At 74.4% G+C, this 20,007-nt stretch carries 21 protein-coding genes; 11 read left to right on the top strand and 10 right to left on the bottom strand.

All coding sequences use genetic code 11. The features are described 5' to 3' along the window. Nucleotides 1–56: 56 nt before the first annotated feature. The 3 genes from AS857_RS07550 to AS857_RS07540 all read left to right on the top strand — a co-directional run bounded on the left by AS857_RS07550 (nt 57) and on the right by AS857_RS07540 (nt 3,179). A complete protein-coding gene (locus AS857_RS07550; protein WP_058042361.1) occupies nt 57–980 on the top strand; it encodes a GNAT family protein in 924 nt (307 codons plus the stop codon). Nucleotides 981–1,025: 45 nt separating this feature from the next. Beyond that, nucleotides 1,026–2,762 (top strand): malto-oligosyltrehalose trehalohydrolase, encoded by a 1,737-nt coding sequence (treZ, locus tag AS857_RS07545; RefSeq protein WP_058042360.1) that lies wholly within the window; start codon nt 1,026–1,028, stop codon nt 2,760–2,762. Between the two features lie 126 nt (nt 2,763–2,888). After that, nucleotides 2,889–3,179, top strand: a complete 291-nt coding sequence (locus tag AS857_RS07540) for a hypothetical protein (RefSeq protein WP_058042359.1) — start codon at nt 2,889–2,891, stop codon at nt 3,177–3,179. A 39-nt stretch (nt 3,180–3,218) separates the two neighbouring features. Here AS857_RS07540 and msrB read toward each other — a convergent pair whose 3' ends face one another. The 4 genes from msrB to AS857_RS07520 all read right to left on the bottom strand — a co-directional run bounded on the left by msrB (nt 3,219) and on the right by AS857_RS07520 (nt 7,127). Next, a complete protein-coding gene (gene msrB / locus AS857_RS07535; RefSeq protein WP_058042358.1) occupies nt 3,219–3,626 on the bottom strand; it encodes a peptide-methionine (R)-S-oxide reductase MsrB in 408 nt (135 codons plus the stop codon). A 44-nt stretch (nt 3,627–3,670) separates the two neighbouring features. Next, the gene (gene murC, locus AS857_RS07530) at nt 3,671–5,068 is read right to left on the bottom strand and encodes a UDP-N-acetylmuramate--L-alanine ligase (RefSeq protein ID WP_058042357.1); all 1,398 of its coding nucleotides are present in this window, start codon (nt 5,066–5,068) and stop codon (nt 3,671–3,673) included. Nucleotides 5,069–5,151: 83 nt separating this feature from the next. After that, nucleotides 5,152–5,820, bottom strand: coding sequence for a response regulator (locus tag AS857_RS07525; protein WP_058042356.1), 669 nt, complete (start codon nt 5,818–5,820; stop codon nt 5,152–5,154). Next, nucleotides 5,817–7,127, bottom strand: coding sequence for a sensor histidine kinase (locus AS857_RS07520; RefSeq protein ID WP_338058248.1), 1,311 nt, complete (start codon nt 7,125–7,127; stop codon nt 5,817–5,819). Before AS857_RS07520 ends, AS857_RS07525 begins: the two co-directional genes overlap by 4 nt. A 172-nt stretch (nt 7,128–7,299) precedes the next feature. Here AS857_RS07520 and AS857_RS07515 point away from each other — a divergent pair, with 172 nt between their 5' ends. Next, nucleotides 7,300–8,364: an ABC transporter permease gene (locus AS857_RS07515; RefSeq protein WP_058042355.1), complete on the top strand. Its 1,065-nt coding sequence runs from the start codon at nt 7,300–7,302 to the stop codon at nt 8,362–8,364. Further along, complete coding sequence (locus tag AS857_RS07510) at nt 8,361–9,053, top strand: ABC transporter ATP-binding protein (RefSeq protein WP_079110158.1); 693 nt, start codon at nt 8,361–8,363, stop codon at nt 9,051–9,053. Before AS857_RS07515 ends, AS857_RS07510 begins: the two co-directional genes overlap by 4 nt. Before the next feature lie 100 nt (nt 9,054–9,153). On the opposite strand, the gene AS857_RS07505 is transcribed toward AS857_RS07510, so the two are convergent. Together AS857_RS07505 and AS857_RS07500 are read right to left on the bottom strand one after the other, a co-directional pair. Further along, a complete protein-coding gene (locus AS857_RS07505) occupies nt 9,154–9,654 on the bottom strand; it encodes a hypothetical protein (protein ID WP_058042354.1) in 501 nt (166 codons plus the stop codon). 161 nt (nt 9,655–9,815) lie between these two features. Next, nucleotides 9,816–10,640 (bottom strand): pyrimidine reductase family protein, encoded by an 825-nt coding sequence (locus tag AS857_RS07500; protein ID WP_058042353.1) that lies wholly within the window; start codon nt 10,638–10,640, stop codon nt 9,816–9,818. A gap of 149 nt (nt 10,641–10,789) precedes the next feature. Here AS857_RS07500 and zapE point away from each other — a divergent pair, with 149 nt between their 5' ends. From zapE to AS857_RS07485, 3 genes are all read left to right on the top strand, one after another. Continuing rightward, on the top strand, nt 10,790–11,866 hold the full coding sequence (zapE, locus tag AS857_RS07495; protein WP_058043976.1) for a cell division protein ZapE: 1,077 nt from the start codon (nt 10,790–10,792) through the stop codon (nt 11,864–11,866). Nucleotides 11,867–12,101: 235 nt separating this feature from the next. After that, nucleotides 12,102–12,398, top strand: coding sequence for an antibiotic biosynthesis monooxygenase family protein (locus AS857_RS07490; RefSeq protein WP_058042352.1), 297 nt, complete (start codon nt 12,102–12,104; stop codon nt 12,396–12,398). Nucleotides 12,399–12,457: 59 nt separating this feature from the next. Beyond that, nucleotides 12,458–13,360 (top strand): polysaccharide deacetylase family protein, encoded by a 903-nt coding sequence (locus tag AS857_RS07485; RefSeq protein ID WP_079110404.1) that lies wholly within the window; start codon nt 12,458–12,460, stop codon nt 13,358–13,360. A gap of 3 nt (nt 13,361–13,363) precedes the next feature. On the opposite strand, the gene AS857_RS40310 is transcribed toward AS857_RS07485, so the two are convergent. The 3 genes from AS857_RS40310 to AS857_RS07475 are packed head-to-tail and all read right to left on the bottom strand — an operon-like array spanning nt 13,364 to nt 15,095. Further along, complete coding sequence (locus AS857_RS40310; protein ID WP_173864732.1) at nt 13,364–13,504, bottom strand: hypothetical protein; 141 nt, start codon at nt 13,502–13,504, stop codon at nt 13,364–13,366. A 29-nt stretch (nt 13,505–13,533) separates the two neighbouring features. Then, the gene (locus tag AS857_RS07480) at nt 13,534–14,202 is read right to left on the bottom strand and encodes a hypothetical protein (RefSeq protein WP_058042351.1); all 669 of its coding nucleotides are present in this window, start codon (nt 14,200–14,202) and stop codon (nt 13,534–13,536) included. After that, nucleotides 14,199–15,095: an ATP-binding cassette domain-containing protein gene (locus AS857_RS07475; protein ID WP_058042350.1), complete on the bottom strand. Its 897-nt coding sequence runs from the start codon at nt 15,093–15,095 to the stop codon at nt 14,199–14,201. The genes AS857_RS07480 and AS857_RS07475 overlap by 4 nt, the downstream gene beginning before the upstream one ends. A 47-nt stretch (nt 15,096–15,142) precedes the next feature. Between AS857_RS07475 and AS857_RS07470 the strand changes: the two genes are divergently transcribed. Together AS857_RS07470 and AS857_RS07465 are read left to right on the top strand one after the other, a co-directional pair. Next, the gene (locus AS857_RS07470) at nt 15,143–15,844 is read left to right on the top strand and encodes a peptidyl-tRNA hydrolase (RefSeq protein WP_245699674.1); all 702 of its coding nucleotides are present in this window, start codon (nt 15,143–15,145) and stop codon (nt 15,842–15,844) included. Between the two features lie 68 nt (nt 15,845–15,912). Continuing rightward, nucleotides 15,913–17,187, top strand: a complete 1,275-nt coding sequence (locus AS857_RS07465) for a polysaccharide deacetylase family protein (protein WP_058042348.1) — start codon at nt 15,913–15,915, stop codon at nt 17,185–17,187. Nucleotides 17,188–17,246: 59 nt separating this feature from the next. Here AS857_RS07465 and AS857_RS07460 read toward each other — a convergent pair whose 3' ends face one another. Further along, complete coding sequence (locus AS857_RS07460; RefSeq protein ID WP_245699670.1) at nt 17,247–19,217, bottom strand: transglycosylase domain-containing protein; 1,971 nt, start codon at nt 19,215–19,217, stop codon at nt 17,247–17,249. Nucleotides 19,218–19,480: 263 nt separating this feature from the next. On the opposite strand from AS857_RS07460, the gene AS857_RS07455 reads away from it, so the two are divergent. After that, nucleotides 19,481–19,885: a BlaI/MecI/CopY family transcriptional regulator gene (locus AS857_RS07455; RefSeq protein WP_058042347.1), complete on the top strand. Its 405-nt coding sequence runs from the start codon at nt 19,481–19,483 to the stop codon at nt 19,883–19,885. Nucleotides 19,886–20,007: the final 122 nt, after the last annotated feature.

The following is a 20,007-nucleotide window of genomic DNA, read 5'->3' as shown; positions in this document are numbered from 1 at the left end:
CATGGGCCTTCCTAGGCGGTGCGCATGCAGCGCAACAGCCTCTCCGGAAGGACCCCATGACCCAGCTGGTCATCCGTGCGCTCACCGAGCGCGACACCGAACTGTTCTCGGCCCTCGACGTGCCCGCCCTCGTCGGCAAGGGCGCCTTCGGCCACACCTACGTGCCCGTGCACCGGGGCGGGGAGTACCGCCCCGACTGGACCTGGGTCGCGCTGCGCGACGGCGAGGTCGTCGCCCGCGCCGCCTGGTGGGGCGGCCCCGGCGACGAGACCCCCAAGGCCCTGGACTGGTTCGACTTCGCCGAGGGCGAGGAGGAGGCGGCCGCCCGCCTGCTGCGCACCTCCCCCCTGCGCTCCGAGTACGCCCTGATGGCCCCGCCCGGCTGGCGGGAGATGCCCGAGGTGCGGGCCGCCGTGGAGGCGCGCGTCGCGGTGGCCGAGGCCGCCGGGATGCAGGTGCTGGTCGAGCGCTTCCGCTACGAGTGGACGACCGGCTGCCCGCTGCCCGAGCGCCCCGGCCGGCTGGTCTTCCGGCCCGAGCCCGACGACGCCGTCATCCGCGACGTGCTGGGCCGCACCATGGAGGGCACGCTCGACGCGCACGACCGCAAGAACGTCACCGAACTCGGCCTTGAAGCCGCCGTCGACGACCTCATGGACTTCCTCGCCTGGCTGCCCTCGCCCCGGGACTGGTGGCGGCTCGCCTTCACGCCCAGCGGCGAGCTGGTCGGCCTGCACATCCCCGCGCACAACCCGGCCGGTCCGTGCGTGGGCTACCTCGGCGTCGTCGCCGGGCAGCGCGGCCGCGGCTACGGCTACGACCTGCTCGTGGAGTGCACGCACGACCTGGTGTCCCGGGGCGCCACGCGCATCGCGGCCTCCACCGACCAGGGCAACCTGCCGATGGCCGCGGGCTTCGCGAAGGCCGGCTACCCCGTCCTGCAGGAGCGGATCGACCTGCTTCCGGCCCGCGAGGCCTGACCTCGGGGCACCATGGACAGCACTGCCGTCGGGAAGGAGCCGCCCGTGCTGTTCGAGGTGTGGGCGCCGCGGGCCGGCCGGGTGCAGCTGCACGCCGGCGGCCGGGCGCACGCGATGGAGCGGGACCCGGCCCGGGACGGGTGGTGGCGCTGCGAGGCCCCCGGCGAGGAGGGCACCCGCTACGGATTCGCCCTGGACGGCGGCCCCATGCGGCCCGACCCGCGCTCGCGCCGGCAGCCCGACGGGCCCGACGGGCCGAGCGCCGTCACCGACCCCGGGCGCTTCCCCTGGCGGCAGGAGTGGGCGGGCCGCCCGCTGCCCGGCGCCGTCCTCTACGAGCTGCACGTGGGCACGTTCACCCGCGAGGGCACCTTCGACGCCGCGGCCGCGCGCCTGCCGCACCTCGCCGCACTGGGCGTCACCCACGTGGAGCTGATGCCCGTATGCCCCTTCCCCGGCACGCACGGCTGGGGATACGAGGGCGTGTCGCCGTGGGCCGTCCACGAGCCCTACGGCGGGCCCGGGGGGCTGTGCCGGTTCGTGGACGCCGCGCACGCGCTCGGCCTCGGCGTCGTCCTGGACGTGGTGCACAACCACCTCGGCCCCTCCGGCAACCACCTGCCCGCCTTCGGGCCGTACTTCACCGACACCCACCACACGCCGTGGGGCGCCGCCGTCAACCTCGACGCCCCCGGCTCCGACGAGGTGCGCGCCTATCTGACGGGCAGTGCGCTGGCCTGGCTGCGCGACTACCGGCTGGACGGGCTGCGGCTGGACGCCGTGCACGCGCTCGCGGACACCCGGCCCAAGCACTTCCTCGCCGAACTCTCCGGCGCCGTGGACGCCCTGGCCGCCCGGCTGGGCCGGCCGCTGTTCCTCGTCGCCGAGTCCGACCTGAACGACCCGGCCACCACCACGCCGCGCGGGACGGGCGGCCTGGGCCTGCACGCCCAGTGGAACGACGACTTCCACCACGCCCTGCACACCGTCCTGACCGGGGAGTCCCAGGGCTACTACGCCGACTTCGCCGCCGACCCGGCCGGGGCGCTCGGCAAGACGCTGCGGGGCGGCTTCTTCCACGACGGCACGCGCTCCTCCTTCCGCGGCCGCCCGCACGGCCGGCCCCTCGACCCGGGCACCCCGGCCCGGCGCCTCCTGGGCTACGCCCAGAACCACGACCAGATCGGCAACCGCGCCCTGGGCGACCGGCTCTCCGCCCGCCTCTCCCCCGGGCTGCTGGCCTGCGCCGCCGCGCTCGTCCTCGGCGGGCCGTTCACCCCGATGCTCTTCATGGGCGAGGAGTGGGGGGCGCGCACCCCCTGGCAGTTCTTCACCGACCACACCGACCCGCAGCTGGCCGAGGCGGTCCGCACCGGCCGCCGGCGCGAGTTCGCCGCGCACGGCTGGGCCGCGGAGGAGATCCCCGACCCGCAGGACCCGGCCACGCGCGCCCGCTCCTGCCTGGACTGGGACGAGCCGGAGCGCGAGCCGCACCGCGCCCTGCTGGAGTGGCACCGCCGCCTGATCGCCCTGCGCCGCGCCGAACCCGACCCCGGCCCGCTCTCCGCCACGGCGGTCACCGTGGGCCCCGGCGGCACGGCCGTCCTGCGCCGCGGCGGCCTGTGCACGGCCGTCAACCCGACGGACGGACCCGCCGCACTGCCCCTGGGCGACGCCCCCGTACGCGAGGTCCTGGCCGCCTGGCAACCGGTCGACCTCCCCGGCCCGGACGGCCTGCTGCACCTGCCCCCCGCCTCGGCGGCCGTGCTGCGGTGCGGCTGACCCCGCCGCGCCTGCGTTGCGGCGGGACGGGGCGGGAGAGACGCTGAGGGTGGGCGCATCCGCGCCTCAGTGAGCGCGGAGCCGGAGTGCCGGGCGCGGTGGGCCGCCCCGAGGGGACGATGAGCCATGCGCATGATGCTCAGGGCCCGGCTGGACACCCACGCTTCGAACGAGGTCTACAAGCGCGGCGAGATGCCGAAGTTCGTACAGGACCTGATGGACCGCACCAAGCCCGAAGCCGCCTACTTCGGCCCCATGGACGGCGGCCGCACCTGCACGCTCGTCTTCGACCTGGAGGACTCGTCGCAGATACCCGCCACGCTGGAGACGCTCCTGCTGGAGATGGAGGCCGACGTCGAGCTGCTCCCCGTCATGAACTACGACGACCTGAAGAAGGGCCTCGCCGCACGCAAGTGAGCCGGACTCACCCTTTCCTCGGACCACCCTTTCCCGGTCTCAGTCCTCCGCAGGCTCCAGGCGCAGGGCGATGCTGTTGATGCAGTAGCGCTGGTCGGTGGGGGTGGGGTAGCCCTCGCCCTCGAAGACGTGGCCGAGGTGCGAGCCGCAGCCGGCGCAGCGGACCTCGACGCGCACCATGCCGTGCGAGCGGTCCTCGATCAGCTCGACGGCGGACGAGTCCTTCGGGTCGTAGAAGCTGGGCCAGCCGCAGTGGCTCTCGAACTTCTCGGTGGAGCGGAACAGCTCCGCGCCGCAGGCGCGGCACGAGTAGACGCCTGCGGTCTTCGTGTCGGTGTACTCGCCCCGGAAGGCGGGCTCGGTGCCGGCCCTGCGGAGCACCTGGTACTCCGCAGGGGAGAGCTCCGCGCGCCACTGCTCGTCCGTCTTCTCGACCTCGTACGCCATCTCGCACGCCTTCCGGGGGGGGTCGCGGCTGTCCGCCGGTGCGGTCAGCTCTCCAGGCGGGCCAGGATGCGCGGACCGAGGTCCGTCACGTCACCGGCGCCCATGGTCAGAACGAGGTCCCCGGGGCGGGCCATTCCCGCGACCACGTCCGGGATCGCCGCCATGTCGTGCTCGGCGCGCACGTCGGCGCCGGCGGCCGTCGCGGCGTCGATGATCAGGGCGCTGGTGATACCGGGGATCGGGTCCTCGCGGGCCGGGTAGATGTCCAGGACGACCGAGGCGTCGGCGAGCGCGAGGGCCTGGCCCATCTCGGTGCCGAGCTCCTGGGTGCGGGAGAACAGGTGCGGCTGGAAGACGACGAGGATGCGCGAGCCGGCGTCGACCGCGCCGCGGATGGCCTCCAGGTCGGCGGTCATCTCGGTGGGGTGGTGGGCGTAGGAGTCGATGACCTGGATGCCATTCGCCTCGCCCTTGAGCTGGAGGCGGCGCTTGACGCCGGTGTACTTGCCGAGCGCGGAGGCGAGGTTGTGCACGGGGATGCCGAGCGCGACGCCCGCGGCGAGGGCCGCGACGGCGTTGTGCGCGTAGTGGCTGCCGGGCACGGAGACGGTGAAGGTCAGCATCTTGCCGCCGAGCAGGACGGTGACCTCGCTGGTCAGGCCGCGCGGGTTGACCTTGAGGACGCGGACGTCGGCGTCCTCGGCGGTGCCGTAGGTGACGACCTCGATGTCGTAGCGGCCCGAGATGCGCTCGGTGAGCTCGCGGGCGCCCGCCTGGTCGGCGGAGACGACGAGCGTGCCGCCCGGGCGGATCCGGCCGACGAAGGTGTCGAACGACTCGTAGATCTCGTCCATCGACGCGTAGTTCGCGTGGTGGTCCAGCTCCACGTTGAGGATGATCGCGACCTCGGGCGCGTACTTGTGGAAGCTGCGGTCGCTCTCGTCCGCCTCCGCCACGAAGATCTCGCCGGCGCCGTGGCGCGCGTTGGAGCCGGGGGCGTCCAGGTCGCCGCCGATGGCGTACGACGGGTCGAGGCCCAGGGCGTCGAGGGAGACGGCGAGCATCGACGTCGTGGTCGTCTTGCCGTGGGTGCCCGCGACGGCGATCGGACGCAGGCCGTCCATGAGGCCCGCGAGGGCGTCGGAGCGGTGCACGACGGGGATGCCGCGCTCGGCGGCGGCGGCCAGCTCGGGGTTGTCGGCGCGGATGGCGCTGGAGACGACGACGCAGGTGGCGTCCTCGGCCAGGTGCTCGGCGGCGTGCCCGATGTGCACCGTGGCGCCCAGGGCGCGCAGGGCCTCGGCGGTCGCGGAGTCCTTGGCGTCGCTGCCGGCGACGGCCGCGCCGCGCTGCGCGAGGATCTTCGCGATGCCCGACATGCCGGCGCCGCCGATGCCGATGAAGTGCGGTCGGTCCATCGTCGTGGGGACGGCCGGTGCCATGTGCGGAGCTCCCTGAGGTCGGGTACGGGAAAACGACTCACCGCGATTCTTGCACCCCGCGACGGCGGCCCGGCCCGCCCCCGTCACACCGACCGGATGAGCCCTCCCGCCAGCCCCGCCGCGATGGCGGCCGTGCGGCTGTCCACGCCGAGCTTGCCGTAGATGTGCACGAGGTGGGTCTTGACCGTGGCCTCGCTGATGAACAGGCGGCGCGAGATCTGCTTGTTGGCCAGGCCCTCGGCGAGCAGGCCGAGGATCTCGGTCTCGCGCGGCGACAGCACCGGGCGGCCCGACCGCACGCGGCCGAGCAGGCGCGCGGCGACGGGCGGCGCGAGGACCGTCTCGCCGCGGGCGGAGGCCTGGACGGCCGCGGCGACGTCCTCGGGCGGGGCGTCCTTGAGGAGGTAGCCGGTGGCCCCCGCCTCGACGGCGGCCAGGATGTCGGCGTCGGTGCTGTACGTGGTGAGGATCAGCACGGCGGGCGGGTCCGGCAGGGCGGTGATGCGGCGGGTGGCCTCGACGCCGTGCATGCCGGCGCCCATCTGGAGGTCCATGAGGACGACGTCGGGGCGGGTGCCGGCGTCGAGCAGCCGCAGGGCCTCGGCGCCGTCGCCGGCCTCGCCGACGGCCTCCACGTCGGGGAGCTCGTCGACCATGGCGCGCAGCCCGCGCCGGACGACGGGGTGGTCGTCGACGATCAGGACGCGGATGGGCTCGCGGCCGACGCCTTCCGGGTGTGCCGGCCCGCTCATGCCGCGGCACCCTGGGGGCGGGCCACCGGGCCCGCCGACGCCGCGGCCTCGGCCTCGGCCGCGTCCCGGGACCGGGCCCCGGAACCCACCGGCACCGCCGCCGCGATCGCCGTGCCCTCGCCGGGGGCGGACTCGACGGTGAGGGTGCCGCCGAGGGCGGCGATGCGTTCGCGCATGCCGTGCAGGCCGAAGGTCCGGCGGCCGTCGGCGGGGTCGTCCCCGGGGGTGAAGCCGATGCCGTCGTCGTAGACGTCGAGGGTCACCTGGCCGTCGAGGAAGGCGATGGTGACGGCGGTGCGGTCGGCGTGGGCGTGGCGGGCGACGTTGGTGAGCGCCTCCTGGGTGAGGCGCAGCAGGGCGACCTCGGTCTCCATGGGGAGGGCGCAGGGGTCGCCGTCGAGGCGGAAGACGGCCCCCGGGACCGTCCGCTCGGTCACGCGGCGCAGCGCCTCGGGCAGCGGCGCGTCCTCCAGGGCGGGCGGGGTGAGGGCCTGGACGAAGCGGCGGGCCTCGGCGAGGTTGTCGGCCGCGGTCCGCCCGGCCTCCCGCATCCGGGCGCGGGCCGCCTCCGGGCTCGCGGTCTCCGCGGCGCGGGCGAGGAGGACGATGCTGGACAGGCCCTGGGCGAGGGTGTCGTGGATCTCGCGGGCGAGGCGCTGGCGCTCGGCGAGCCGCCCGGCCTCGCGCTGGGCGGCGGCGAGCTCGTCGCGGGTGCGCAGGAGGTCGTCGATGAGCTGCTGGCGCTTGCGGCTCTCCCGGTAGAGCGCGGCGTAGCCGTAGCCGGTCAGGATGGCGACCACGGCGCCGGCGACGGGGCCGATGACCTTGGCTGCGGTCAGCCCGCCGGGGGCGCCGGCCTGGGCGGCCACGACGGCGGCGGTGGCCGCGGCGACGGCGGGGTGCGCCCAGCGGACGGGCATGGCGTGCAGGAAGAGGAAGAAGAGCGGGAAGGCGACGTAGCTGAAGCCGTGGTCCATGGCCAGGAGCAGCAGCCACAGCGCGGTGACGGCGGCGAGCCAGGGTCCGGGGCGCCGGGTGCTGCGGACGATACCGAGCCCGTAGACGGCGGCGAGGACGGCGGCGGGCGGCAGGACGGCCACGGGGGCCGTCCCGGCCAGTGCGGGGCCGGCGGCGATGACGAGCAGCGCGTAGAACGCCCCGTGCACGGCGAGCCGGACCAGCCGCAGGGAGGGCATCTCCGCCCCGGCGCCGCCGCCGAGGGCGGGCCGGTCCGCGGGGCCCGCAGGGCCGGGCACGCGCGCGTGGGCGGTCGCGGTCGCGGGGGCGGGGAGGCTCGTTCGGCTCACCCGATCGAGCGTACGGGCCCGTGCCCGGGGCACCCGGCCCCGCAGCCCTCAACCGTTCGATTGATTTTCGGGTGCACCGGACGTACGGGGTGCGGACCCGTCCTTGCCCTGATGGCGGCGGGGCGCCCGCGCGGGACCGTGGAGGGGTCCTGACAGAGCCCGGGAGGGGTCCTTGTTCGTCGCGCTCCGTGACATCCGTTTCGCCCGGGGGCGGTTCGCCCTGATGGGCGCGGTCGTCACCCTCATCACCACGCTCGTGGTCTTCCTCTACGGCCTGACCGACGGCCTGGCGCGGGAGGCGTCGTCCGCCGTGGCGGGGCTGCCCGCCGGCCGGATCGTCTTCGCCGCGCCCGCCGGGGCCGCGCCGGAGGTCTCGTTCTCGAACAGCTCGGTGGACGCCGGGCAGCTGCGGGCCTGGCGGGAGACCCCGGGTGTCACGTCCGCCGAGCCGTTCGGCGTGGCGATGACCCGGCTGACGGCGGGCGGCAAGGCGTCGTCGGTGAGCGTGTTCGGCACGCCGGACCGGCTGCGGCCCGCGTTCGTCTCCGGCTCCGCCCCGGACGGCCGCGGGGTGGCGGTGAGCGAGCGGCTGGCGCGCGAGACGGGGGTGCGCACGGGCGACCGCGTCACCCTCGGTACCGAGGAGCTGACCGTCTCGGGCATCACCGCCGACCGCAGCCACGGCCACGCCCCGAGCGTGTGGACCACCCTGGCCGCCTGGCACCGCGTGAGTCACCAGGCGCAGCCGACCGCGCTGGCCGTGGACGGCGGCGGCCGGCCGGACGGGCCCGCCGCGCGGACCACGAAGGCGGTCGGCGTCGGCGCGGCGCTGGACGGCATCGACGGGTACGCGGCCGAGCACGGCACCCTGCGGATGATCCAGGGGTTCCTGTTCGTGGTGAGCGCCCTGGTCGTCGGGGCCTTCTTCACGGTGTGGACGGTGCAGCGCAGGCCCGATGTCGCGGTGCTCAAGGCCGTGGGCGCGAGCAGCGCCTATCTCGTGCGGGACGCCCTCGGGCAGGCGGCGGTCGTGCTGGCCTCCGGGGCCGCGCTCGGCGCCGCGGCGGGCGCGGCCGGCGGAGCGCTGGCGTCGTCCTCGGTGCCGTTCGAGCTGGGCGCGGCGACCGTCGCCGTGCCGGTGGCAGCGATGGTGCTGCTGGGGCTGGCCGGCTCCGCGCTCGCCGTGCGCCGCATCACCTCCGTCGATCCGCTGACCGCCCTGGGAGCCTCCCGTTGAGCACCGCGCCCGTTCCGTCCCCCGTTCTGTCGCTGGAGGCCGTCGGCCTCACCTACCCGGACGGCGACCGCAGGCTGACCGCCCTCGACGCGGTGTCCCTGGAGGTGGCGCCCGGCGAGCTCGTGGCCGTCGCGGGGCCCTCCGGCTCCGGGAAGTCGAGCCTGCTCGCGGTGGCGGCGACGCTGCTGCGCCCGGACGCGGGCCGCGTGACCGTGGCGGGGCAGGACACCGCGCGGATGAGCGCCCGGGCCCGTGCGGCGCTGCGCCGGGAGCGCATCGGCATCGTCTTCCAGCAGGCGAACCTGCTGCCGTCGCTGACCGCCGAGGAGCAGCTGCTGGCCGTGGAGCACGTGCGGGGCGGGAGCGTGCGGGCCGCCCGGGCGCGGGTGGCGCAGCTGCTGGAGTCGGTGGGCCTGGACGCGGCGAAGCGGCGCCGCCGCCCGCACCAGCTGTCGGGCGGCGAGCGCCAGCGGGTGAACATCGCCCGGGCGCTGTCCGGGGGCCCGGGCGTCCTGCTGGTGGACGAGCCGACGTCGGCGCTGGACCGGGAGCGCGGCGAGCAGGTCGTGGAGCTGCTCGCCGAAGTGACGCGGGCGCACCGCACGGCCACGGTGCTGGTCACGCACGACCGGGAGCTGCTCGGCCGGGCGGACCGGGTGCTCACCATGGCCGACGGGCGGCTGGGCTGATCAGCCGGCCCGGGACCCGCTGATCCGCCCGGCCGGGGCCCCTCCACCTGCCGGCCGGCAGCGGGAATCCGCGGCGGGCGGCGCCCCCGCCGCGGCCGGGTCACTGCTCCTGCACGTCGCCCAGGGCGTAGTCCTCTTCGTCGTTGTGGGCGTAGAGCTTGAGGACGGGGACGCCGACCTTGTGCCGGGCCCGGGAGGCCCAGTCGCGGTGGAAGAACTCCTCCACCAGGTGCGGCGCGGTCAGCACGATCACCTCGTCGGCGTGGGTCTGGTCGACCACGGACCGCAGCAGGTCCAGCGGGTGGCCCTCGATGAGCTGTCCGACGGCCTCGCACCCCGCGTCCCGGAGGCTGCGGAGCGAGTGCTCCAGGGCGAGGGCCGCCGGGCGGATGGCCTGCTCGCCCTCGGGCTCGTCCCCCTCGTGCACGGCCTGCTCCAGCTCGCCCAGCGCGACGTCGTCGATGGCCCGGAGCAGCCGGTCCTCGGCGCCTCTGGGCTGCATGAGGACCACGAAGGACATCTGGTCGTCGTGGAGGGTGGTGACGAAGTCGACGTCGGTGCCGGACAGCGGCTGCTCGATCATCAATACGCTCGTGAACACGGTGGAAGCCCTTCTCCTTCGTGGGCCACCGGCCCAACGGCCAAAAGAAACCATCCTGCGTGCCCCCTGGGCCCGCCTGTTCCGATCATGTGCCCCCTGGGGAGCGTCCGATTCAATTCTGCCCACCGACGGCTAACCGGAACGGGATATTCCGCCGATTGTCAGATCCTGTGGTACCTGCTGAAGAGAAATCCTGCCTCTTCGAGGAGCGAAGCGAGGACGAATCGTTCCGGCAGAGGCATGTCGGGGCCGTTCACGATCCGGGCCGCGGTGCCCCCGGCGACCATCGGGGCGAGCGTGAGGCACAGCTCGTCCAGCACCCCGGCCGCCGCGAACTGCCCCAGCAGCCGCGGGCCGCCCTCGGTGAGCAGCCTGGTCAGCCCGCGCTCCGCCAGCACCTGCGGCACCCGCGCGGGGTCCACCCGGCGCCCCTCTCCCGCCACGAGCACCTCGGCCCCGGCCTCGCGCGCCGCGGCGACCCGGTCCCCGGGTGCGTCCTCGCCCGTCAGCACGAGGGTGGGCACCAGGGGCTCGGTGAACAGCGGAAGAGAGAAGTCCAGGTCGAGCCCGGCGCTCACGATCGCGATGGCCGGCGCGGGCCCCTGGCCGAGCGCCGCCCGGCGCGCCGCGAAGGCCTCCCGGGCCCGCGCGGGCCGGTAGCCCTCCTGCCGTACGGTCTCCGCGCCCACGACGACGGCGTCGGCGAGCCCGCGCAGCGTCCCGAAGATGCGCATGTCGGCGTCGGAGGAGAGCGGCTGCGAGCGCCCGTCGTGGTGGGCCGCGCCGTCCAGCGAGGAGACCATGTTCGCGCGCAGCCATGCGTGGCGGGCCGGGCCCGGCTCCTCCGGGTAGGCGTAGACCTCGGCCAGTTCGTCCAGCTCCCAGGTGCGGTCCTCCTGCGCGGAGGCACGGGCCGGGGCCGTAGGGGAGGGAGCGGCGGACGGGGCGGACGAGGCGGGGGATTCGAGCGGGAACAGGCGTCGCATAGGCCGCAGTGTGACATGCCTCGCTCTTCCGGCGGCCGGCAGCCGGCGGACAGCGGCTACGCTGGAGAGCTGTGTCAGCCACCACCGCCTCCGCTTCCGGCGCAGCCGCCTCGCCGGCCCCGTCGGCCCCGTCCGACGCCTCGGGCCCGATATCCGGCGCCGGTACCGGCTCCCCCGTCGCGCTCACCTCGCGCGCCCCGCACGTGCCGGCCGACCGCCTGGTCGCCGAGATGGTGCCGCCCCCGCGCTTCGGCACGGTGCGCTTCGACAACTACATACCGGCGCCCGACCAGCCCAGCCAGGCCGAGGCCGTCCAGGTCCTCGGCGGCTTCGCGGCCGGCCTCGGCGCCGCCCCCGGCGGCGGCCGCAAGCGCTGGTTCCGGCGCGAGGCGAAGCCGGCCGCGCCGGCCGGCCCCCGCGGCGTCTACCTCGACGGCGGGTACGGCGTCGGCAAGACCCACCTGCTGGCCTCCCTGTGGCACGCCACCCCGGCCGCCCCGGAGCAGAAGGCCTTCGGCACCTTCGTGGAGCTGACCAACCTCGTCGGCGCCCTGGGCTTCCAGCAGACCGTCCGCACCCTGAGCGACCACCGCCTCCTGTGCATCGACGAGTTCGAGCTCGACGACCCCGGTGACACCGTCCTCGTCTCCACCCTGCTGGGCAAGCTGGTGGAGGCGGGCGTCGCGCTCGCCGCGACCTCCAACACGCTGCCGGGCAAGCTCGGCGAGGGCCGCTTCGCCGCCGCCGACTTCCTGCGCGAGATACAGGGGCTGTCCGCCCACTTCCGCCCCCTGCGCATCGACGGCGAGGACTACCGCCACCGCGGCCTTCCGCAGGCCCCCGCCCCGTACGACGACGACACCGTCACCCGTACGGCTGAAACGACCGAGGGCGCGTCGCTCGACGCCTTCCCCGCTCTGCTGGACCACCTCTCCAAGGTCCACCCCAGCCGCTACGGCGCGATGTGCGACTCCCTGCAGGCCGTGTGCCTGACCGGCGTCGCGCCCGTGCCGGACCAGTCCACGGCCCTGCGCCTGGTCGTCCTGGCCGACCGGCTCTACGACCGCGAGATACCGGTCCTCGCCTCGGGCCGTCCGTTCGACGAGCTGTTCAGCGAGGAGATGCTGAACGGCGGCTACCGCAAGAAGTACTTCCGGGCGATATCCCGCCTGACCGCGCTCGCCCGCGACGCGAAGCAGCTCGTCGAGCCGCAGCAGCAGTCGTAACCGCAGCCGTGGCGGTGGTGGTGGCGGCAGTACGGGCGGCCCGGAAGCGGAGCCGCCCGCCCGGCACGCTCCACAAGCGGTGAGCCCGCCCCTCGCGCGCCCTCGCGCCAGCGCCTACGGCCTCCCGCCCGATGCGCCCGCGAGCCGCCGCTGCAGGGCTGCCCTGCGGCGGCCCGGAGGGGGAGGGTGTGTTCGGGCCCGGCCCCGGGCTCTCCGCCACCGCCAGGAGCACACCATGGCCGTCATCGTCACCTTCGACGTCCCCGACGGGGGACAGGACCTCTACGAAGCCGTCATCCACCGCGTCACCGGCGGGCAGGGCTTCACCCGCCTCGCCGACATCCCCGCCGCCGGGCTCATCGCCCACGTCGCCGGCCCCCTGGAGGGCGGAGGGTGGCGGGTGACCGACGTCTGGGAGTCCCCCGAGGCGCTGGAGGCCTGGGCCAAGACCCTCGGCCCCGTCCTCGCCGACCTCGGCCACGCCGACCTGCAGCCCGTCATCACCCCGGCGCACAACGTCGTCATCGCCTGACGGCCCGCGGGCGCGAGGGCCCCGCGCACCGGGCATGCGGTGCGGCATACAGTGCCGTGGTGATCCCCATCCCCCGTCGCCGGCCGGCCCGTCACGCCTTCGCGCCCGCACTCGCCGCACTGCTCTGCCTGCCCCTCGCCGCGTGCGGCGGCGGCAGCTCCGGCGCGGCCGAGCGCACCAAGAACCCGCCGTCCCCGAGGACTTCGGCCCCGGCACCGCAGCCGCCCTCCGCGCAGTCGCCCTCCGCACCTCCGTCGGCCGCGCCCACGCTCCCTGCGGGCCCCGGCGGCACCACCCCCGTCTTCTCCCACGGCAGGCGCGACGGGGCCAAGCGCGTCGCGCTCACCTTCGACGCCGACATGACGGCCGATCAGGACAAGCGCGCCGCGGGCGGGGAGCGGTTCGACAACCCGCAGCTGATCACCACGCTGCGGCGGCTGAAGGCCCCCGCCACCGTCTTCATGACCGGCAAGTGGGCCGAGCAGTACCCCGACCAGGCCAGGTCCATCGGCAGCGACCCGCTCTTCGAGGTGGCCGACCACTCCTACAGCCACCACGCCTTCTCCACCCCCTGCTACGGCCTGCCCTCCGTCGCGCGCGGCACCGCCCGCCAGGACGTGGAGCGTGCCTTCGCCGCCTTCCGGAAGGCCGGAGTGGAGCGCATCGTGCCGTACTTCCGCTTCCCCGGAGGGTGTTACGACGAGGCGGTCCTGCGCGAGATCGCACCGGCGAAGGTGACCGCCGTGCAGTGGGACGTGGTCAGCGGGGACGCCTTCGCCAAGAAGGCCGGCCCCGTCGCGGACCAGGTGCTGGCGCAGGTGAAGCCCGGCTCCGTCGTGGTGATGCACTGCACGCGCAGCGCGGCGCCCGTCACCGAGGAGGCGATCCGCCGCATCGTGCCGGAACTGCGGGCCCGCGGCTACGAGCTCGTCCGGGTCTCGGACCTCGTCGCCGGGGGCTGACCGTCAGCCGGAGCACGCCGTGCGCTGGGCCTCCTGCCACTCGCACACGGGGCACAGCGTGATGCCGGGGCGGTCGGCGGGGTACTCGGTGGGCTTCGCGCACTGCACGCAGTCCGCGAACGCCTCGTCGTCGTGGTCGCTCATGCCCCCATCGTCCCCCACGGGCACGGAGCTCACGTGCGCCGGGAGGCGAGCGCGCAGGCCACCGCGACGGCTCCGGCCGCCAGGGCGCCCGCCGCGCCGAGCTGCAGCCACGGGATGCTCACGACCCCCGTACGGGAACCCGTGACCAGGCCGGTCACCACGGCCCTCGCGGGCGACGCTCCGGCGAACAGCACCAGGAACGCGGCCAGCACCGTGGACGGCACCGCCCACGCGGTGCTGCGCAGCAGCGGACGGTTGCACAGCGCCCCGACCGCCGTCCCCAGCAGCGCGCAGACCACCGCGGCCGCCAGCCCCGCGGCGATGGCGGACCCCATGGGGACGGCCGCCTGCCGGCCGGCGGTGTGCGGGTCGCCGACCGCCGCGACGACGGCGCTGCCGGCGACGGCCAGCAGCAGCGCCGCCCCCAGGGCGACGCCGACCGCGGCGAGGTGCACCCGCCCGGGCCCGGCCGCGGCGGCGCTGCAGTCCCTGGCGGCGGCCGGCTCGTTGGTCACGCACACCCGGACCAGCCACGCGGTGGCGGGCAGCAGCGTGGCCGCCGCCCACCCGGCGCAGTCGAGGACCGGCTGCCCGCCCTGCACCCCGACCCCCATGGAGGCCCCGTACAGGAGCAGCGGCGGCAGCCAGCGGTGGGACCGCAGGAGGAGGGCGGCCTGGTAGCCGAGCAGGGCTGTCACGGGTGCGGAACCTCCGTCACGGAGCGGATGTGCCACGGCGGGCGGGCGGTGAGAAGGGCGCGGAGCAGGGCGTCGGAGTGCGGGGCGGCGACGGTGAGCGTGACGGCGAGGTCGGCCTGCGCCGCCGTGGGGGCGCCGGGGAGGTCCGGGGGGAGGACGGCTCCGGGTGGGGCCTCGGCGACGACAACGGTGCGGGCCTCGGGCGCCGGTGGGTTTTCCCCCGCCCCGCCCCTTCCCGTAACCGGGGCTCCGTCCCGGACCCCGGCGTCATCGAACGCCGGACGGGCTGAGTGCTTGACCGCTCCCCCCTCCACCCGCAATACCGCGTCCGCCGCCCCCGCCAACCGCCCGGGATCGTGGTCGACGAAGACCACTCGTGCCCCGCCCGCCACCCGTTCCCGGACCTCCTCGTCCAGGAGGCTTCGCGACGCCCGGTCCAGTCCCGTCCACGCCTCGTCCAGGACGAGCAGCCCGGGCGTGCCCATGAGGCCCTGTGCGACGGCGATCTTCTGGCTGGTGCCCTTGGACAGCTCGGACAGCGGCGTTCCGGCGTACTTCCCGGCGCCGAACCGCTCCAGCCAGTCCAGCGCACTGCGCGAGGCGGCCGCGCGGCCGAGGCCGTGGATGCGGCCCAGCCGCGTGAGGTACGCGCCCGCGGTCATCGGCAGCGCGGCGGGGAAGCGTTCGGGGACGTAGGCGGTGCGGGGACGCCCGGCGATCCGGCCGGTGCTGGGGGCGTCGATGCCCGCGAGCAGGCGCAGCAGCGTGGACTTGCCGCTGCCGTTGGCGCCTTCCACCCGCAGCAGGCTGCCCTCGGGAACGGCGAGGTCGACGTTGCGCAGTATCCACGGCCCGCCCAGTCCGTAGCGGCGGCCCACCCCCGTGAGTCTCATCCGCTCACATTAAGGGGCGCTGCCGGGCGGCTGGCAGACTGGGGGCCGTGACCAGCCCTGACGCACCCCAGTTCGTCCTGCCCCTCGTCGTACGGATCGAGAAGGACGCCCCGCCCGCCCGGACCGACGCTCTGGGGACCGCGGCGCGCGCCGTGCTGACGCTCCTGGCGGACGAGCGGGCCGGCACCGGGAGCGACGGCGAGGACGGCGAGTGGGCGCAGGCGGTACGGGACTGGCAGGACTCCCGGATCCGCAAGGTGGTGCGCAGGGCGCGCGGCGCGGAGTGGCGCAAGGCGTCGGCGCTGCCGGGCATCACGGTGACCGGTGAGCGGGCGGAGGTGCGGGTCTTCCCGCCGGTGCCGCTCGACGGCTGGCCCAAGGAGCTGGTGAAGCTCCAGGTGTCGGGCACGGACCTGGACGACCCGGAGCCGCCGGCGGCCGCGGCCCCCGCGCGGCCGGTGCTGTGGATGAGCCCGGAGCTGGAGATGTCGGCGGGCAAGGCGATGGCGCAGGCGGGCCACGGCGCCCAGCTGGCGTGGTGGGGGCTGGACGACGCGGCCCGCGCGGCCTGGCGCGCGAGCGGGTTCGCGCTGTCGGTGCGCACGGCGGATCCGGCCCGCTGGGCGGAGCTCGCGACGAGCGGGTTGCCGGTGGTGCGGGACGCGGGCTTCACGGAGATCGCGCCGGGCTCGTGCACGGTGGTCGCGGAGCACCCCGCGCTGCGCTACGGAAGTGTCCAGAGGGGCTGATGGGGCCCACAGAGAGACCTGTGATACTGACGGGCAGAACATCTGTTTTGGCGCCAGGGGGTAAGAAGTTGTCGAAAAGGACCGCGCGCGGCGCGACGGCTCTCGTCACCGCGGGCGCCGTCGTCGCGCTCGCGATGGGCCTGACCGCCTGCGACTCCGGCGAGAAGAAGGACGGCGGCAAGAGCGCCGCCCCGGCCTCCTCCCAGGGCTCCGGCCAGGACGGCCCGGCGGGCGGCGAGGCGGAGAAGGACAAGAAGCCCGAGGAGAAGTGGGACGGCAAGGTCAAGGTGCTCGGGGACGGCTCGACGTCCTACACCGGCCCGCAGCCGGACCAGCCCAAGCCGGAGAAGCTCAAGCCGGGCGAGAAGCCGCCGCAGTTCGTGGTGTTCTCCTGGGACGGCGCGCTGGAGGGCGACGACCATCTCTTCTCGCACTTCCGCAAAGTCGCCAAAGAGAACAACGCGAAGATGACCTTCTTCCTCACCAGCATGTACCTGCTGCCGAAGTCGAAGGCGACCCTGTACAAGCCGCCGCAGCACAAGCCCGGCGACGCGGCGATATCCTTCGCGACCGACCCGCACATCAAGGACACCCTGGTCCAGCTGCGCGGCGCGTGGCTGGACGGCAACGAGATCGGCACTCACTTCAACGGCCACTTCTGCGGCGGCAAGGGCGGCGGCGACTGGAGCGTCGCCGAGTGGAAGAGCGAGATCGACCAGTCGTACTCGTTCGTCGAGAACTGGAAGACGAACACCGGCCTGAAGAGCCTCCCGCCGCTGCCCTTCGACTTCAAGAAGGAGCTGGTCGGCGGCCGCGCCCCGTGCCTGGAGGGGCAGAAGAACATGCTGGCCGCGGCGCAGCAGTACGGCTGGCGCTACGACGCGAGCTCGCCGGGCGACTTCCAGATCTGGCCGTCCAAGATCAACGACATCTGGAACTTCCCGCTGCAGCTGATGCCGTACCCCAAGAGCGAGAAGCAGGTCCTGTCGATGGACTTCAACTTCCTCTACAACCAGTCCGGCGACAACACCAAGGGCGACCCGGCCAAGTACGCGGAGTGGCGCAAGCTCACCCGGGACGGCTACCTCAACGGCTTCGAGCGCGTCTACAACGGGAGCCGGGCGCCGATGTTCGTCGGCAACCACTTCGAGGACTGGAACGGCGGCATCTACATGAAGGCCGTCGAGGACGTCGTGAAGTCGGTCTGCAAGCGGGAGGGGGTGCGCTGCGTGTCCTTCAAGCAGCTCGCCGACTGGCTGGACGCCCAGGACCCCAAGGTCCTGGCGAAGTTCCGCGGCCTGGACCCGGCGCAGTCGCCGGACTGGTCCACGCTGGTCAAGTAGGGCGGGGCCGGCCGGAGAGAGCGCGGGGCGCCGGGCGGGAGCCCGGCGCCCCTGCCGTGTCAGCGGGGCTGCGCCGACGCCATGTACTTCGTCCAGATGTCCACGGGATAGGTGCTGCCGGTGGCGTCCTTCGGGGCGCCGCCCAGGCCGTCCAGCGGCAGCAGCTCCTGCGTCTTGGGGTCGATGCGGGAGAGCGACACGGCGGTCGACACCTTGCCGCGGTAGCCGGCGAACCACGCGGACTTGTTGCCCTGCCCGGTGCCGGGCTTGCCGGCCGCGTCGGCGCCGGCCGCCTTGGCCGTCGTCGCGCTGCCGCGCCGGACCGCCTCCCGCAGGGCGTCGTCCACGGCGGCGGCCACCTGCTGCGGCAGGACGCGCTCGGCCTTCGGCTTCTCGACGGGCACCTCGTTGCCGTTGCGGCTCAGCCGGTCGACGGAGAACGGCTCGCTGTGCAGTCCCCTGGCCGCGAAGGTGCCGTACGCGCCGGCCATGCGGATCGCGCTGGGGGTCGCGGTGCCCAGGGAGAAGGCCGGCAGCTTCGTGCCGAGGCTGCTCTCCAGCAGGCCCGCGTCGACGGCCGCCTTGCCCACCCGGTCCAGGCCCACGTCCATGCCGAGCTGCATCACCGGCGTGTTCACGGACTGCGCCACAGCCTCCTTCAGCGTCACCTTCCCCCAGGACTTCCCGCCGTCGTTGACCGCCTTGACGATCTTTCCGGAGCGGTCCCAGTACGGGCCCTCGGGGGTGCGCAGGCTCACCTTGTTGTCGCCGTTGTAGACCGTGGCCGGGGAGACCGGGGTGCGGGGCTTGCCGCGCTCCAGCTGGACGCCGTCGCGCAGGGCCGCCGCGTAGACGAACGGGGCGAAGGCCGTACCCGCCGGAACGACCGAGGAGTTCGCGTCGTTGAAGCCCTGCTGGAGGTAGCCGGGGCCGCCGTAGAGGGCGACGATGCGGCCGTCGGTGGTGACCGACGCCGCACCGATGCGCACGTCCTTGTCGGAGGCGCGCTTGTCGGGGTCCAGCCCGCCCTTCACGTCGTCGGTGGCCTTCGTCAGGGCCGCCATGGCGGTCTTCTGGAAGGTCGTGCGGATCTGGTAGCCGCCGAGGTCGAAGTCCTTCTCGGTGACGGGGGTGTGGGCGCTGACGTACGCCCGCGCCGTCTCCACGAGGTAGCCGGTCTGCCCGGTCAGGCCGGCCGGCTTGGGCGGGGCCTTCGGCTCGGGGAAGGACGTGTAGCGGGCCCGTTCCTCCTTGGACAGCTTGCCGCCGTCGACCATCCGGTCCAGGATCCAGCCCCAGCGCTCCACCGCCCGCTCGTGGTTCTTCTTGCCGAGCGCCGGGTCGTAGAGGCCCGCGCCCTTGAGCAGCGAGGCGAGGAAGGCGCCTTCGCTCACGTCGAGCTGGGAGACGTCCTTGCCGTAGTAGGCGTGGGAGGCGCGCTGGATGCCGTAGGTGCCGCGGCCGAACCAGCTCGTGTTGAGGTAGCCCTCCAGGATGTCGTCCTTGCTCATCCGGTTGTCGAGCTTGATCGCGATGAACATCTCGGTGAGCTTGCGGGTGAAGGTCTGCTCCTGGTTGAGGTAGGCGTTCTTCACGTACTGCTGGGTGATCGTCGAGCCGCCCTGGGTGCTGCCGCCGGTCACCATGCGGGTGACGGCGCGGACCATGCCGCTCGGCGAGATCCCGCTGTCGGAGTAGAAGGTCTGGTTCTCGGCCGCGAGCACGGCCCAGCGCACCTTCTCCGGGACCTTGTCCAGGTCGGTGTCCTGCCGGTTGATCTCGCCGGTGCGGGCCATCTCGGTGCCGTCGGCCCAGTAGTAGACGTTGTCCTGCTGGGTGGCGAAGGCGTTGAGGTCGGCGGGTATGTCCGTACGCGCGTACATGATCGCCACGAGTGCGGCGACGACGCCCGTGACGGCCGAGAAGAGTCCGAGCACCTGGCGCCACGACGGGATCCAGCGCCGGAAGCCCTGCCGGCCCGGGCGCGGGTAGACGGGGCGCAGCTTGCGCAGCCCGCTCAGCCCGCGCACACCGCGCAGCCCGCGCTTCCGGGGGGCGGCGCGTCTGCGGCGGCCCGGGCCGGAAGAGCCGGAAGAACGGCCGGCCCGGCCGGAGGAACGGCCGACCGGAGCGGAGGGTTTCCGGGCATGCGCGGCATGCGTCCCTTTTCGTCGTTCGAACACCGCTCGACCATATGATGTCCGCTGCCGTAGCGTAATGTTTTACTTCAATGTAAAAGCACAAGATCTCGGGTCATACCCATTGAAAGAAGCAGAAGGAACGCCGGAACGCCATGGAAACAGCCACACCCACCGTCGCGGTGCGCCACCCCCGACGCCGGGCGAACGGCGCGCTGGAGGGCGAGGTGCTCGCCGCGCTGCAGCGGGCGGAGGGGCCGCTGACGCCGCGCGAGGTGCAGGCCCGGCTTTCCGGTGAGCTCACCTACAGCACCGTGGTGACGATCCTGTCGCGGCTCCACGGCAAGGAGGTCCTCACCCGGACCCCGCGCGGGCGCGCCTACGCGTACGCCCCCGTCACCGACGAGGCGGGCCTCGCCGCCCGCCGCATGTGCCGCATCCTCGACGCCCTCCCGGACCGCGAGGTGGTCCTGGCCCGCTTCGTGGCGGAACTCCCGATGACGGACGCCCTCCTCCTGAGGGCCCTCCTGACGGACGGCACCCTCCCAGCCCCGAGGTAGGGCTGCGCCCGGCGCCCTCCGGCTCCCGTCCTGCCCCTTGCCGCAGGCAAGAAAGCCCCCGCCGCAGCGGCGACAAGCCACCACGGCGCACCCCGGCGGTGCCGGGCCCGCCTCAGGCCGGC

Origin of the sequence: Streptomyces roseifaciens (genome assembly GCF_001445655.1) — a bacterium.
GTDB classification, from domain to species: Bacteria; Actinomycetota; Actinomycetes; order Streptomycetales; family Streptomycetaceae; genus Streptomyces; species Streptomyces aureoversilis.
Note: the sequence above shows the minus strand (reverse complement) of the source record. Positions and strands in the feature narration are given on the sequence as shown.

Bases quoted from the DNA above. Each gene is read 5' to 3' on its own strand.
- AS857_RS07550 (WP_058042361.1), top strand. From the start codon at position 57: ATGACCCAGCTGGTCATCCGTGCGCTCACCGAGCGCGACACCGAACTG.
- AS857_RS07540 (WP_058042359.1), top strand. From the start codon at position 2,889: ATGCGCATGATGCTCAGGGCCCGGCTGGACACCCACGCTTCGAACGAG.
- msrB (WP_058042358.1), bottom strand. From the start codon at position 3,626: ATGGCGTACGAGGTCGAGAAGACGGACGAGCAGTGGCGCGCGGAGCTC.
- murC (WP_058042357.1), bottom strand. From the start codon at position 5,068: ATGGCACCGGCCGTCCCCACGACGATGGACCGACCGCACTTCATCGGC.
- AS857_RS07525 (WP_058042356.1), bottom strand. From the start codon at position 5,820: ATGAGCGGGCCGGCACACCCGGAAGGCGTCGGCCGCGAGCCCATCCGC.
- AS857_RS07500 (WP_058042353.1), bottom strand. From the start codon at position 10,640: ATGCGACGCCTGTTCCCGCTCGAATCCCCCGCCTCGTCCGCCCCGTCC.
- AS857_RS07490 (WP_058042352.1), top strand. From the start codon at position 12,102: ATGGCCGTCATCGTCACCTTCGACGTCCCCGACGGGGGACAGGACCTC.
- AS857_RS40310 (WP_173864732.1), bottom strand. From the start codon at position 13,504: ATGAGCGACCACGACGACGAGGCGTTCGCGGACTGCGTGCAGTGCGCG.
- AS857_RS07475 (WP_058042350.1), bottom strand. From the start codon at position 15,095: ATGAGACTCACGGGGGTGGGCCGCCGCTACGGACTGGGCGGGCCGTGG.
- AS857_RS07455 (WP_058042347.1), top strand. From the start codon at position 19,481: ATGGAAACAGCCACACCCACCGTCGCGGTGCGCCACCCCCGACGCCGG.